Source organism: Chryseobacterium sp. CCNWLW53, assembly GCF_037083525.1.
GTDB classification, from domain to species: Bacteria; Bacteroidota; Bacteroidia; order Flavobacteriales; family Weeksellaceae; genus Chryseobacterium; species Chryseobacterium lathyri.
In genome coordinates this window covers 257,000-270,280 of sequence record NZ_JBAOJR010000005.1, presented here as the reverse complement: position 1 = coordinate 270,280, position 13,281 = coordinate 257,000, and the positions used below count along the sequence as shown (strand labels likewise).

14 protein-coding genes are annotated in these 13,281 nt (G+C 38.1%); all 14 read right to left on the bottom strand.

What is annotated here, in order from left to right; all coding sequences use genetic code 11:
* Positions 1–45 precede the first annotated feature (45 nt).
* Positions 46–735 (bottom strand): SGNH/GDSL hydrolase family protein, encoded by a 690-nt coding sequence (locus tag V6R96_RS17285; RefSeq protein ID WP_336379709.1) that lies wholly within the window; start codon positions 733–735, stop codon positions 46–48.
* A gap of 48 nt (positions 736–783) precedes the next feature.
* The gene (locus V6R96_RS17280; RefSeq protein WP_223558450.1) at positions 784–2,343 is read right to left on the bottom strand and encodes a sodium:solute symporter; all 1,560 of its coding nucleotides are present in this window, start codon (positions 2,341–2,343) and stop codon (positions 784–786) included.
* 112 nt (positions 2,344–2,455) lie between these two features.
* Positions 2,456–2,743, bottom strand: a complete 288-nt coding sequence (locus V6R96_RS17275) for a GNAT family N-acetyltransferase (RefSeq protein ID WP_111959268.1) — start codon at positions 2,741–2,743, stop codon at positions 2,456–2,458.
* Between the two features lies 1 nt (position 2,744).
* Entirely contained in the window at positions 2,745–3,140 is a 396-nt protein-coding gene (locus tag V6R96_RS17270; RefSeq protein ID WP_111959270.1) for an OsmC family protein, read from the bottom strand.
* Between the two features lie 2 nt (positions 3,141–3,142).
* The gene (locus V6R96_RS17265; protein WP_336379708.1) at positions 3,143–3,358 is read right to left on the bottom strand and encodes a (4Fe-4S)-binding protein; all 216 of its coding nucleotides are present in this window, start codon (positions 3,356–3,358) and stop codon (positions 3,143–3,145) included.
* A 2-nt stretch (positions 3,359–3,360) separates the two neighbouring features.
* Entirely contained in the window at positions 3,361–3,939 is a 579-nt protein-coding gene (locus V6R96_RS17260) for a TMEM175 family protein (protein ID WP_336379707.1), read from the bottom strand.
* Positions 3,932–4,471: an NADPH-dependent FMN reductase gene (locus V6R96_RS17255; RefSeq protein WP_223558453.1), complete on the bottom strand. Its 540-nt coding sequence runs from the start codon at positions 4,469–4,471 to the stop codon at positions 3,932–3,934. Before V6R96_RS17255 ends, V6R96_RS17260 begins: the two co-directional genes overlap by 8 nt.
* A gap of 23 nt (positions 4,472–4,494) precedes the next feature.
* Positions 4,495–5,394, bottom strand: a complete 900-nt coding sequence (locus V6R96_RS17250; protein ID WP_336379706.1) for a pirin family protein — start codon at positions 5,392–5,394, stop codon at positions 4,495–4,497.
* 60 nt (positions 5,395–5,454) lie between these two features.
* Complete coding sequence (locus V6R96_RS17245) at positions 5,455–5,766, bottom strand: GNAT family N-acetyltransferase (RefSeq protein WP_111959278.1); 312 nt, start codon at positions 5,764–5,766, stop codon at positions 5,455–5,457.
* A gap of 139 nt (positions 5,767–5,905) precedes the next feature.
* On the bottom strand, positions 5,906–6,781 hold the full coding sequence (locus tag V6R96_RS17240; protein WP_111959281.1) for a pirin family protein: 876 nt from the start codon (positions 6,779–6,781) through the stop codon (positions 5,906–5,908).
* A 96-nt stretch (positions 6,782–6,877) separates the two neighbouring features.
* Complete coding sequence (locus tag V6R96_RS17235; protein WP_336379705.1) at positions 6,878–8,281, bottom strand: MFS transporter; 1,404 nt, start codon at positions 8,279–8,281, stop codon at positions 6,878–6,880.
* Positions 8,282–8,420: 139 nt separating this feature from the next.
* Positions 8,421–9,233: a hypothetical protein gene (locus tag V6R96_RS17230; protein ID WP_111959286.1), complete on the bottom strand. Its 813-nt coding sequence runs from the start codon at positions 9,231–9,233 to the stop codon at positions 8,421–8,423.
* A gap of 284 nt (positions 9,234–9,517) precedes the next feature.
* Positions 9,518–11,188: an asparagine synthase B gene (gene asnB / locus V6R96_RS17225; RefSeq protein ID WP_336379704.1), complete on the bottom strand. Its 1,671-nt coding sequence runs from the start codon at positions 11,186–11,188 to the stop codon at positions 9,518–9,520.
* A 321-nt stretch (positions 11,189–11,509) separates the two neighbouring features.
* Positions 11,510–13,204, bottom strand: coding sequence for a GLPGLI family protein (locus V6R96_RS17220; protein ID WP_336379703.1), 1,695 nt, complete (start codon positions 13,202–13,204; stop codon positions 11,510–11,512).
* Between the last annotated feature and the right edge of the window lie 77 nt (positions 13,205–13,281).

The window sequence follows — 13,281 nt, the reverse complement described above, 5'->3', positions numbered from 1 at the left end:
ATTGAAACATGCTTACTGCTAAAATAAGGAGTAAAAATGTAATTTTTATTTTTTACTCAATGTTTTATTGACAGCACTTTTAATCAACGGTTCCATAATGCTGTAACCTGCAGATTCAGGATGGATACCGTCTTTTGAAAGACCTTCACGCATACCGCCCTTATCATTACGCATTGCCGTATTATAATCAACAAAAACGAGTTTGTTGCTAAGCGAGTACTGCTTTAGCCTGCTGTTTAAGGCATCTACTTTCTGGGATACATCAGTGATATCTTTACGCCAGGGAAATGCAGCTGCAGGTAGCACAGATGCGATGATTACTTTAATTCCGTTGCTTCGGGCCATATCAGCCATTGCTTTAATATTGTTAAAGGTGAAGTCCTGATCATAAGCTCCTGTGTTTTGGGCAATATCATTAGTACCGGCATTAATTACCACCAATTTTGGCTTTAAGGATACAACGTCATTTTGAAAACGGAGGAGCATTTGTGAAGAGGTTTGGCCGCTGATTCCTCTGCCTATATAATTATTATCGGCAAAAAATGCTGAATGGTTTTTTACCCAGCCTTCAGTAATGGAATTTCCCATAAAGACCACATCCACTTTTTTCTTTGCATTTAAAATTGCTGTATTGTCATCTTTGTACTTGGCAAGATTGGCAAAATCAACAGCACTTTGTGCATTTATTAATTCACATAGAAGCAAGGCAATGGCTAGAAATATTGATGATTTCATACTTGTTATTTTTTTAAGATGACCAAGACTTTAAAACTATTTTTCTGATCAGACTACTTTTAAATATTGTTTGTTTTTTACCAGCCATAAACCAATAAAAGTAAGCAGGCCATTAAGTACAATCAGTTCTACACCAATTCTGTAATCCGTATAAGTGGTCACCGATAAATTAATTAAATAAGTGATAACAGGTGCCAAAATTGTAACCGCAAGAATGGCATACTTTCTTGAAATCTGGAATTTGGTAAAAATTCCGAAAGCAAAAAGTCCCAAAAGAGGTCCGTAAGTATAGCCGGCAATTTCCATAATCAGATAAACGATTGATTTATCATTCATGGCTTTGAAAACCATAATCAGGATGAAGAAAACTACGGTGAAAGTTAAATGAACTTTCATACGAAGGTGTTTTTTTTCCTTTTCCGTTTTAGTTTTATCTTCATTAAGGTTTAATAAATCTACACAATATGAACTGGTTACTGCCGTCAGTGCACCATCCGCTGAAGGGAATAACGCTGAAATTAGCCCGATAATAAAAATAACGGAAATCACCATTGGGAAATGTCCCTGAAGCGATAAAGCGGGGAAGAGGTCGTCTCCCATAATATTTTTTATATTTCCTGCCGCATCTTTGAATCCGAAAATGTTGGTTACCGTTTCAGATTTTGCCAATCCATATTCTGCACCGTTCTGCAAGGCAAAAAGATAAAGCAGACCTCCCAAAAACAGGAAAGCAAGATTGACAAAAAGAAGAGTTCCCGCGAATGTCAGCATATTCTTTTTTGAATTCTGAAGATTGTCTACAGAAATATTCTTCTGCATCATTTCCTGATCCAGGCCCGTCATGGCGATCGTAATGAAAATCCCTCCTAAAATGGTTTTAAGGAAAAATGTTTTGGAATTGGGATCAAAATTGATAAAATGAGTATAATTTTTCTGTTCTAAAATGGTGTATGCTTCACCAAAGGATAAATTTAGATTGGATAAAATATAAACGATACAGGCAACCAAACTGATAATCATAAAGGAAGTTTGCAAAGTATCAGTAATTACGATTGTTTTTACGCCGCCTTCAAAAGTGTATAAAAGAACCATCAGCAAGAGTACAAGAGCCGTTACCCAAAATGGAACGCCCAGGCCTTCAAGCAGGAATATCTGTAAAACATTGACAACCAGATATAATCTTGCTGTAGCGCCAATAGCTCTGGAAATGATAAAAAATATCGAACCTATTTTATGAGCTTCTACATTAAATCTTCTTCCTAAATACGTATAAATGGAGGTTAGATTCATCTTGTAATATAGCGGAAGCAATATGGCTGCAACTATAAAATACCCTATGAAAAAGCCAATCACCATCATATAATATTCAAAGCCTCCGAAAATATATTCACTGCCTGTCATTTTCCCAACTGTTCCCGGAACTGAAATAAAGGTAACACCACTTAAGCTGGTTCCTATCATCCCGAATGCAACGAGCCACCATTTACTTTTCTTATTACCAATAAAAAATGATTGATTATCAGAATTCCGGCTTGTGAAATAGGAAATCACCAAAAGACCAACGAAATAGATAAAAACAAATAGCAAAAGGATAGTTCCTGAATTCATGCTGAAATTTTAAATTTTAGCAAATATAGTTTTTTTCTGTTCTGGTCAAAAAGAAAAAACCTTTCAGAGTAAAACATCTGAAAGGTCTGTATCTTTAGGACAAAAATTAGCGTTAGTTGACTAAAACATCCTGCAGTTCTTCACTTTTCTGAAAACTTGCTTTGGCAAACGGGCAGAGTGGAATAATCTTTTTGTTGTTTTTCCTTGCAAAATCTACTGCTGCCAGAAGCATTTCCTTTCCTACGCCTTTTCCGTTGTAGGCTTCTTCCACCTCAGTGTGGTCAATGATAAATCTTTCTTCTCCGGCCCAGGTATAAGTCATTACGCCTGCGCGTTTTCCATCTATGAAAGCCTCAAAACTTCCGTGTTTTTCGTCGTTGTTTTGTTTTACTTCGGTCATATTATGAGAATTTTGTTAGTATTTCTATATCGTTGGTTAAAATTTTATGTACCGGGCAGGCATCGGCTATGGTATGCAGTCTTTTCAGCTGTTCATCATCCAGAATACCTTCAAAACTGATGTCTCTTTTGAATACAGCTCTTTTCGTTAAAGGAAAATTTTCAAGCTCTACTTCTACGTTGATGTTTTCCACGTCCCATTCTTTTCTTTCGATATACATTCTTAAAGTGGCAGCAGTACAGCTTGCCAGAGATGTTGCCAGGATTTCCAGTGGATTGAAACCCTTATTCTGACCGCCTTTATCTATGGGTTCATCAGTAATGATCTGGTTTTCGCCGGCCGTTACTTCAGTATAATATTTTGTTTTTCCTAAACTTGCTTTTACGGTTACAGCCATTATTATTTTGTATTGAATTTATAACTTAATGCTCCTGAAGGGCATTGGTCTATCTGGTTTTTAAGTTCTTCAGGGGTTGCGTTTTCAGCTTTTATCCAGGGTCTGTCTTTAGGATTATAGACTTTTGGAAGCATTTTTACGCAGACAGCCGAGTGGATACACTTCTGGGGCTGCCAGATGACAGTGATGCTGCCGTTGGGATATTCGTGTGTTTCCATATTTAATTTTCTTTTAGTGATTTTTCGATTCTTCGGTCCGGAATCAGCCATATGAGAGCCACGAGATAATAAAAACCTATGGCAATATAGGGATAAAAAAATGAAACAGCGATTCCGAGGACATAAAATACGATCGAGATATATTCTTTAAACTTTGAATGTATGGCTTCTTTAAGCTTGGAATCTTCACCTTCATGCCGGACAATCAGGTTCTCTAAAATCGTATAGGCTACCGCAGACATGATGAGACAGATCCCGTAAGCTGCCACCGGATTCTCTGCAAAATGAGTGGTTCCTATCCATTCCGTAGCGATCGGCATCAGCGAAAGCCAGAACAGCAGATGAAGATTGGCCCATAGAATGCTTCCATTCACTTTTTTTACAGCCTGAAACAGATGATGGTGATTGTTCCAGTAAATTCCAACATAAATAAAACTGAAAATATAAGCAAGAAACCTGGGCAGAAGAGGCTTAAGGCTGGCCCAGTTGCCTCCTTCCGGCACTTTCAGTTCAAGGACCATGATGGTAATGATAATGGCCAGAACACCATCACTGAAAGCCTCCAGTCTTCCCTTAGTCATTGCTTTTAACCTCTTTTTTAAAGTTTTCTATCTTAGTTTTAAGTTCCTTAAGCATATCGGGATTGATAACCCCGCTTTCCAGGTCAAAATTTTCATAAAACTTAGGAAGCGAGAACGTATCTTTGATATCTGCTGCAAACTGCGGAAAAAAAGTTTTTGCGGTATTCATGACATTGCCGCCTCCATAACCTCCCGGAGAAGTGCTCATGAGAAGCATCGGTTTGTTCTGAAATACTTTGACATTAATCCTTGAAGACCAGTCGAAGACATTTTTAAAAGCCGAGCTGTAGGACCTGTTGTGTTCCGCAAGCGAACAGATGATGACGTCACATTCTTCTATCACTTTTAAAAAGTTATGGGCTTCATCTGGAAATCCCTTCTTTTCAAGATCCACAGAGAAAACCGGCATCGTGAAATCATTGAGGTCTATCAGGTTGATCTCTTCATCCTGGAAATCTCTCAGAACAAATTTTACCAGTTCCCTGTTGATCGAAGTGGAAGATGTGCTTCCCGCAAATGCTAATATTTTCATGGTTTATTAATCTGTAATAACCGTTATTTTCTGTTTAAAATGGCCTTAGGAAGCGGAACATATTCTGTTTCATCACCAGGAACCAAGGGAAATGCGTCATGGTTCTGATCATTCCAGTTGACTTTTGCCTGATCGATCATTTCCTTATCCGAATTCACAAAATTCCAGAATATAAAACGCTCCTCATCAAAAGGTTCTCCACCGAAAAGATATACTGTGCCGTTCTCACTCATCTCAAACTCACAAAGTTTGGTGTCTTTAGCGATCATCAATTGCTTGGAACCGTAAGAATTGCCTTCTGTGGAAACCGTTCCGTCCAGGACATACATGGCAGCTTCACCATAAAGATCCTTTCCGATGCTTATTTTCTTCGCTTCTTTTGTTTTGATCTCGATAAAAAACAGTTTACTGTGAACAGGAACTGCAGATTTTCTTCCAAATGCTTCACCTGCAATCAGTTTATACTGAATTCCGTCTTCTTCCCATACCGGAATTTCATCTGCTTCAATATGATGGAAGGTAGGTTCCGACTGTTCCAGATGCTTTGGAAGGCCTACCCAGATCTGGAATCCGTGAAGTCTTTTATCGCTGTGTCTAAGATATTCAGGGGTTCTCTCTGAATGTACAACTCCTTTTCCGGCGGTCATCCAGTTCACAGCTCCAGGCTTTATCTCAACCGTACTTCCGATGCTATCTCTATGAAAAATAGATCCTTCCAAAAGGTAAGTTAAAGTTGATAACCCAATATGTGGATGAGGTGGAACATCAAGATTCTGGTAATCCTTCAGCTCTGAAGGTCCCATATGGTCGATGAAAACAAACGGTCCAACTGCTCTTTTTTCACGAAAAGGAAGAAGTCTTCCCACCAGGAAATTTCCTATATCTGCTGCTTTTTCTTCTATGATAAGTCCGATATTTGACATAATAAAGTAAATGTTTTTTGAATTCTGTTTAAGTTAATGAATAGATATTTAGATGTATGCTTACAGTTTGTCGTAACCTTCAAATCTTTCATCAACAATACGTTTCCACTCCGGATGCTTTTTGATATAAGCAAAGACATATGGACAGAACGGAAGAAGCTTTTTTTGGTTTTCTTCAATATAGGCTAATGTTTTTTCTACCACAGCAGTAGCTGCACCGGTTCCGGCAAGTTCAGGGTCTGTCTCCGTGTGTACTAAAGCAATCTGGTGGCCCATTTCACGGTAATCAATAAATGCAAAATGTCCGTTGATTTCTATTTCAAATCTTTTTCCCGCTTTTACAAGAGGAATATTTTCAAATTCTGGTTTCATAAATTTTGTATTGTAAGTCGGTTGGCGGAATTGTAAAGACACAAAATAGTTTGAACTGTGCGTCTTTACATTTCACCAAACACAAGTATATAAAGTTAATAAAAAAGGAAGAATCTAAGATTAAGATAATTTTAATTCTCTAGTCTTCCAGAAAGCCGAACTTTCCGGTGTTGAAATCTTCGAAAGCCTGCATGATTTCTTCCCTCGAATTCATCACAAAAGGCCCGTGAGGATAAATCGGTTCATTAATAGGCTCTCCGCTGATGATTAGTATTACTGCGTCTTCCTGAGCTTCGATGCTGAATGTTTCGCCTTCATTTTTAAATAAAACAAAGTGGTCTGCCGCTACTTTTTCTTCTCCGTTTACAGTAATGCTTCCTTCAATGACCAATGCTGCTGTATTGAAATGAGCAGGAAAACTGAATTCAGCTTTTCCACCGGTTTTTAACTTGGCATTCATCATATTCAAAGGGGTGAAAGTTTTCGCCGGACCTATATGTCCAGTATATTCTCCTGCAATGAGCTCGATAAAACCATTTTCGCCCAGATCAACACGTTCCATGGCTGAATTTTCTATAGCCTGGTATTTTGGGGTGCTCATTTTATCTTTGGCGGGAAGGTTAACCCATAGCTGCACCATCTGAAAAATACCGCCTTTTTTGGACCATTCTGTTTCGTGATATTCTTTGTGGAGAACTCCTTTTGCTGCAGTCATCCACTGTACATCGCCTTCACCTATGATTCCGCCTCCGCCGGCACTGTCATGATGTTCTACTTTACCTTGGTATGCTATGGTCACGGTCTCAAAGCCTCTGTGCGGATGAACTCCTACACCTCTGGGTCTTTCAGAACCGTTAAAATGGAATTTTGAATTGTAATCAAGCATAATGAAAGGGTCCATTCTTTTCATGTCCAATCCCTGCACCCCCGGTATAAAATTATGAACCCTAAAACCGTCGCCTACAAAGTGTGCAGGTTTTGGGGATACTACGATTTCTACTTTTTTCGTTGTCATAATATTGTGAATTTATATAACAAAAGTACGGTAGCAAAGATTCAGCTGCATTGATCTGTGTTAAGTTCGTAAAAGTAAAAAGTTGGGAGAAACTTATTAGTCTTCCTTAGATTTCATATTCTTTCCATCCGAAATGTGAAGCCTTCTGAAAACAAAGCCTGATATGATGGTCAATATACCTATGGTAAGGAAGGTGTATCGGAAAGCATTGTGCATTTCGCCCTCAATCAGATCAGAATTCTCAAATAATTTTAAAACAATCAATCCGAAAGCGATCCCGAAGCCAATAGCCAGCTGCTGATTGACTGATATCAGTGAATTGCCGCTGCTGGTCTGGAAGTTTCTAAGGTCTGCAATAGAGATTGTATTCATCGAAGTGAACTGAATGGAGTTGAAAAATCCTAGTATGGCAATAATTGGGACAAACCAATACAATGATGTATGGATATTGGGAATGGCAAGAAGGCAGATCAGGGTTCCGATAATGAATGTATTCACCATCAAAGTCTGCCGGTAACCATATCTATCTAAAATTTTAATAACGGATGATTTCCCGAATATAGCGGTAAGCGCCATTGGAGCAATGATCCATCCGGAAGTTACTGCCGACTGTTTGTAGGCAATCTGTATCATCAGCGGGAGCAGAAGCGGAACGGAGCTGATCCCTAAGCGGGTAGCCAGGTTTCCGACAATTCCTACCCTGAATGTTCTTACCTGGAACAGATCCAGAGGAAAAATAGGGTTTCCGCCTCTTCTTGCATGTCTGTAATAATAGTAGAGGAATAAAAAGCCCAGAATAAAGACAAAAAGTACCGGACTGATATTCTGCATATCTCCGAACAATTCCAGTGAAATAGATAACAATAATGATGCAGCAGCAAAAATTAAAAATCCTTTTAGATCGAAATCAACATCCGCGGATTTGTAATTCGGCATGTATTTTAAGCCTAAAATAATTCCTAATACTCCGATGGGAATATTGATCAGGAAGATCCAGTGCCATGAAAGATAATCTACCATATAGCCTCCGACCAGCGGACCAAGTACAGGGCCTATCAGTGCAGGGATGATGGCGAAGTTCATTGCTTTAAGCAATTCGTTTTTATCGAAAGTCTTGATCAGCGCCAGTTTTCCCACTGGTGTCATCAGGCTGCCTCCGACTCCCTGGATTACTCTTGAAATAACCAGATGGGTAAGATTTTGCGACATGGAACAGAACAGGGAACCTAAGCTGAAAAGGACCAGAGAAAAAATAAATACTTTTTTGGTTCCGAACCTGTCTGCCAGAAAACCGCTTGCAGGCATAAAAACTGCCAGGGTCAGAACATAGCTGATGATTGCATTCTGCATATTGAGCGGAGACTCGTTAAGGTCCTTTGCGATGGAGGGCAGGGAGGTGTTCAGGATCGTGGAATCCAGCATCTGCATGAAAATAGCAGTGGCCAGAATGAGTGGAAGTATTTTTTTTACGGAGTTTGGCTGCGGGTTTGTTTCTGTCATTCGGTATAGACTGGAAACCTGATGAGTTCCAGATTTGTTTTTATTGAATCAGTTTTTGTTTTTAATCAGTCTGATCCTTAGATAAAGAATTTGATATAAAATTAAAAAAGTCCTGTGAATTTTCACAGGACTTTTTAATTTATTTTCTAGGTTTTTCTACTCCTTTCCATTCATCGCCGGCTTTTCTGTATTGGCTCAAGATGTAAGTTTTGAAATCTTTTGTTTTATACTCAATATTATCGGTGTTCTGTTCAAACGGCATAATGTAGTAGTAGTCAACATCTGTTTTGTCTGATTTGTTTCCTTTTTTAACCGATGGAACGTATTTGGAAAATTTATAGCTCGGAAGATATTGTTTTAATCTTGCATAGAAAGCTTTGTTCTCTTTTTCGTCAGGGATGATATCTACAATATTGAAATCATCTTTTTTCTTATCAATCCACAGGTAATATGTTTTTTCTTCGCCTAAGTTTCTGTTTAAAGAGTTGAAAGCAAAAAGCTCTTTTGGAACCAGCTCTTTGATTTTTTCGGGATCTACCTTGGTATAGAACTGTCCTTTAGACGGGTCAACATAAGTTTCAAGGTTGTACATTAAAACTGAGTTGTTCTCAAATTTTTTGTTCTTAAAATATTGATTCAAAGATAATTCTGCAGTGGCTCTGAGCTCTTTTCCTCTGTCATCCAGTTTTTTGGTAGGATTCTGAGGATTTACTTTTTTTACAAACTCATACAAAACAACAGGTTTTACATCTTTAAGGTGAGGATACGTTTTAAGCTGTTCTGCCTTTACCAGCCAATAAAACTGCTGATAATAGTCATCCTTATCTACATCTTTCACGCTTTTATAAGACAAAGCAAGCTTCTTTGAATTTAAGTATTTGCCATATTTTCCCTGTCCAAAAGCAAAACTGATGGATAGTAAGGCAAATAAAACAGTAAGATTTCTTCTCATTTTTTTATAATTGATATTTTCGTTGTCCAAATATAATTATTTCTTAGATATTATTTTTGATTGTCAGTTAAATTATATTGATATTATTAACGTTATTCAAAAGAAAATCCTGTATTTCTACAGGATTGATAAAATTTTGAAATTAGAAGTTAGATATTAGGGATCAGGAATTAGAGATTTAGATGTTAGACGGGAGGTTGTAGATTTTAGGAATAATTGTTGAATTAAGAGGCAACACTAAAAACGCTCAGGCTCTCAAACCCGAATCATGCATCCCGAATTCATCATTTATAACTTGTCTCATGTACTTTCACCGCTCTTCCGCTTGGGTCATTCATTTTTTTGAAAGCTTCATCCCATTCTAAAGCAATAGGAGTGGAGCAGGCCACTGAAGGAACCGATGGAACCGTTGCTGCTGCCGTTTCACTTGGGAAATGTTCTTCAAAGATGGTTCTGTAACGGTATTCCTCTTTGTTTTGAGGAGTGTTCAACGGGAATCTGAATCTTGCATTGGCCATCATCTCGTCAGTAACCTCTTTCTCGGCAACCTCTTTTAATGTGTCTATCCATGAATAGCCCACGCCGTCTGAAAATTGTTCTTTCTGTCTCCAGATAATAGATTCTGGAAGAACATCTTCAAAAGCTTTTCGTAACACCCATTTTTCGATTTTTCCTTCTTCAACACTGATCATTTTGTCTTTTGGGTTGACAGCCATGGCAATGTCCATAAATTCTTTATCCAGGAAAGGAACTCGGCCTTCAATTCCCCAGCTCATTAGGGCTTTGTTGGCTCTTAAACAGTCATATAAATGAAGCTTGCCTAGTTTTCTTACTGTCTCATCGTGGAATTCTTTCGCGCTCGGTGCTTTGTGGAAATACAGATATCCTCCAAACAGCTCATCTGAACCTTCTCCGGACAGGACCATTTTGATCCCCATGGATTTGATCACTCTGGCCAGAAGATACATCGGAGTGGAAGCTCTGATAGTCGTCACATCATAAGTTTCCAGATGATAAATGACATCACGTACTGCATCCAATCCTTCCTGAACAGTGAAATTAACTTCATGGTGAACGGATCCGATGTGGTCTGCAGCTTTTCTTGCTGCAGCCAGGTCTGGAGAGCCTGTTAAGCCTACTGCAAAACTGTGAAGCCTCGGGTACCATGCTTCCTGAGTGTCACCACTCTCAACTCGCTGTCTTGCAAATTTTGCTGTAACTGCTGAAATAACAGATGAATCCAGACCTCCGGAAAGGAGAACCCCATAAGGAACGTCACTCATCAGCTGTCTGTGAACGGCATCTTCAAGGCCTTTTCTTATTTTTGAAATATCGGTTTTGTTGTCTTTTACGCTGTCAAAGCTCTCCCAGTCTCTTTTGTACCATTGCTGAAGCTCTGTTCCATCCGGGCTGTATACAAAATGCCCGGGAAGAAATGTCTCGATGGTTTTGCATATGCCTTCCAACGCTTTTAATTCAGAAGCGACATAATAGTTTCCGTTTTTATCCCATCCCTGGTAAAGAGGGCAGATGCCCATATGGTCACGGGCGATCAGATAGATCCCTTTTTCTATATCATAAAGGGCGAATGCAAAAATTCCGTTGAGTTTTTCAATAAAGTCTTTTCCATATTTTCTGTAGAGGGCAAGGATCACTTCACAGTCCGATTGAGTCTGAAATTCGAAATCCGGAAACTCTTCTTTTAATTCTCTATGGTTATAGATCTCTCCGTTCACTGCAAGTACTACTTTTTCGTCCTTGGTGAATAAGGGCTGTTTTCCTGAAGTAGGATCTACGATGGCAAGCCTTTCATGAGAAAATACTACTTTTTCATCCTGAAATACACCGCTCCAGTCCGGTCCGCGGTGACGGATTTTTTTTGACATTTCTAAAACCTGAGGTCTTAATATTTCGGTTTTTTGTTTGGCATCGAACAAACATACAATTCCACACATATTGTTTCTTATTTGAAGCAAAATTAGTTTTGATGTTTAAAAATAACAACAAAAAATAATTAAAAGTTAATATTTTTAACTTAATAATTTGATTTAAAGAAAAATATTAAGTTTTTAATCTATTTATCACGTATTTAATTGATTTTTTTCGTTAGGAAAAATAGAGTTATTATCTTCTATACAAAATTAAAATGAAATAATTAATAATATATGGTAATTTATTATATGAATTTTAGCCCTTACTTTGTGGCTCGAAATAATTTTTTTTCATCATTTGTGTTTTTACCTTCTTGCAATTCTCTTTGCAAGAAGGTTTTGTTTTTATTGGGATCCAAGCAAAACTCCTGAAACATTCCATGAGCTGAAACTTGTACCCTCCGTTGCTCCCTGAGGGATCTTTATCTGTATTGTATGCTTGCCTGCTTTCATATCTCCAAGAGGAATGAAGTTAGGATTGGTGACTGTTCCGGGACACCAGTTGGACCTGCTGAGGTCCGACGAGGAAAGCCCGTCCGGAAAATTACCTGATGCAGGGTTATAAAGCCTGTAAGAACCACAGTCTGATCTCCAGGGTACAAAAGAAAACATCATTTTTCCATCTAGGAATATAGAATTAGTTTTGGGAACAAATTCATCACCGTTTTCCCAGCCCCCGTGTCCGGTAGTGATGTATCTCAGCTGAGCATTCTTTAAATCTTTTTCTAATGTAAATTCTACCAAAAGTCCTTTATCCCTGTCGAACATCGTTGAGTAATCCTGACCTGCCATCTCCATGATATTTAAAGTATTAAAAAGAGGAATCGCCACATTGTTCCTATAAATGTTCTGGTCACTTTTATGAATAGTGATCTCAAGACTTATTTTATGACCGCCTTTATCATAATTACCGATAAAAGTACCCACCCAGAGTTCCTTTTCAGAAAGAGAAGGCTTCAGTTCTGTGATATCCTGTCGGTACGGGCTTACGGTCTGCCAGTCTTTTCCTTTCAGTTGAATATGATTGAATTTCTGAATCCCGAAGGCTGTAAAGAATCTCATCATCTCTATGACAGGACTGTAATTTTTGGTTGTTGCTACTCCGTAATACTGCTTCCCGTTTCCGTTATCATAAACAGGAAGTGTTTTAGCCCCTTTTTCCAGTCCGTCAAAAAATGAGGTTTCTTTATCCTGTGGAATAAAAAATACGGTTCCTGTTCTGTCGTAAGCATCTCCGTTAGATTGCTGTTTCACTTCGATAAAAATATTTTCACCTTCTTTAATCGTAGGGAATTTTATTTTTTTTAGGATGATGGTTCCGTTGGCAAATCTTTTTACCTGTTCATCCGGTTTAGATTGATCTGAAAAATTGATGGTTTCATTATCAAAAACTTTCAATATGGTAAAACGACTTTTCCAGAAAAGATCCTTGTAACCCAGCAGATCGGTTGACTGTATTGAGCCTTTTAAAATATGATCAATATCTGTTTTTTTTACTTTTTTAATGGAGCTGGCAGTGACCTGCGAATTTTTATTTCTTTCGATTTCCAGTACAAATCCCAAATTCTGTCCTACAACAGACGGTCCACCATTAATTTTTAAATCATTGGTATACCAAACCTCGATCGTATTGGAATTGATCTTCGTTACTGCTTTTTTACAGGTATAACCCAAAATCTTTTTCGTTTCATTGGTTAATTCAAATGTTTGTTTTCCTATAGATTCGGCATCTGAAGAAGAAATAATTTCTCCCGGTTTCAGGAAAGCATAAGAAACAACTGTATTGGAAGGTTTCTCGATCTTGGTGATCTCAAATGGGTAATCACTTTTCTGTTCCCTTATCTTATTATTCAGAATAAAATTACCTTTTCCATCCGCCCAAACAAGAGTAGGGGACTGTTCGGTAAGAATTTTCCCATTATAAGAACTGGTATATTGGATCTCATAAGTCTGTGCATATGAAAGCCAACATAAGAATAAAGCTGAGAAGCTGAATAGAATTCTTTTATAAGTCTGGGTTTCCGTAAAGTTAATTTTCAATTTTCGGATTTTTGAAACAGTTACATATTAGTTACATATTATAAGTAGGGATTAATGATGCAGATGTTACAAACCGC

What these genes read in the sequence shown, in the direction of transcription:
- V6R96_RS17280 (WP_223558450.1), bottom strand. Translation starts at nt 2,343, where the DNA reads ATGAATTCAGGAACTATCCTTTTGCTATTTGTTTTTATCTATTTCGTT.
- V6R96_RS17240 (WP_111959281.1), bottom strand. Translation starts at nt 6,781, where the DNA reads ATGACAACGAAAAAAGTAGAAATCGTAGTATCCCCAAAACCTGCACAC.
- V6R96_RS17260 (WP_336379707.1), bottom strand. Translation starts at nt 3,939, where the DNA reads ATGACTAAGGGAAGACTGGAGGCTTTCAGTGATGGTGTTCTGGCCATT.
- V6R96_RS17255 (WP_223558453.1), bottom strand. Translation starts at nt 4,471, where the DNA reads ATGAAAATATTAGCATTTGCGGGAAGCACATCTTCCACTTCGATCAAC.
- V6R96_RS17245 (WP_111959278.1), bottom strand. Translation starts at nt 5,766, where the DNA reads ATGAAACCAGAATTTGAAAATATTCCTCTTGTAAAAGCGGGAAAAAGA.
- V6R96_RS17250 (WP_336379706.1), bottom strand. Translation starts at nt 5,394, where the DNA reads ATGTCAAATATCGGACTTATCATAGAAGAAAAAGCAGCAGATATAGGA.
- V6R96_RS17275 (WP_111959268.1), bottom strand. Translation starts at nt 2,743, where the DNA reads ATGACCGAAGTAAAACAAAACAACGACGAAAAACACGGAAGTTTTGAG.
- V6R96_RS17265 (WP_336379708.1), bottom strand. Translation starts at nt 3,358, where the DNA reads ATGGAAACACACGAATATCCCAACGGCAGCATCACTGTCATCTGGCAG.
- V6R96_RS17270 (WP_111959270.1), bottom strand. Translation starts at nt 3,140, where the DNA reads ATGGCTGTAACCGTAAAAGCAAGTTTAGGAAAAACAAAATATTATACT.
- V6R96_RS17230 (WP_111959286.1), bottom strand. Translation starts at nt 9,233, where the DNA reads ATGAGAAGAAATCTTACTGTTTTATTTGCCTTACTATCCATCAGTTTT.
- V6R96_RS17235 (WP_336379705.1), bottom strand. Translation starts at nt 8,281, where the DNA reads ATGACAGAAACAAACCCGCAGCCAAACTCCGTAAAAAAAATACTTCCA.
- asnB (WP_336379704.1), bottom strand. Translation starts at nt 11,188, where the DNA reads ATGTGTGGAATTGTATGTTTGTTCGATGCCAAACAAAAAACCGAAATA.
- V6R96_RS17285 (WP_336379709.1), bottom strand. Translation starts at nt 735, where the DNA reads ATGAAATCATCAATATTTCTAGCCATTGCCTTGCTTCTATGTGAATTA.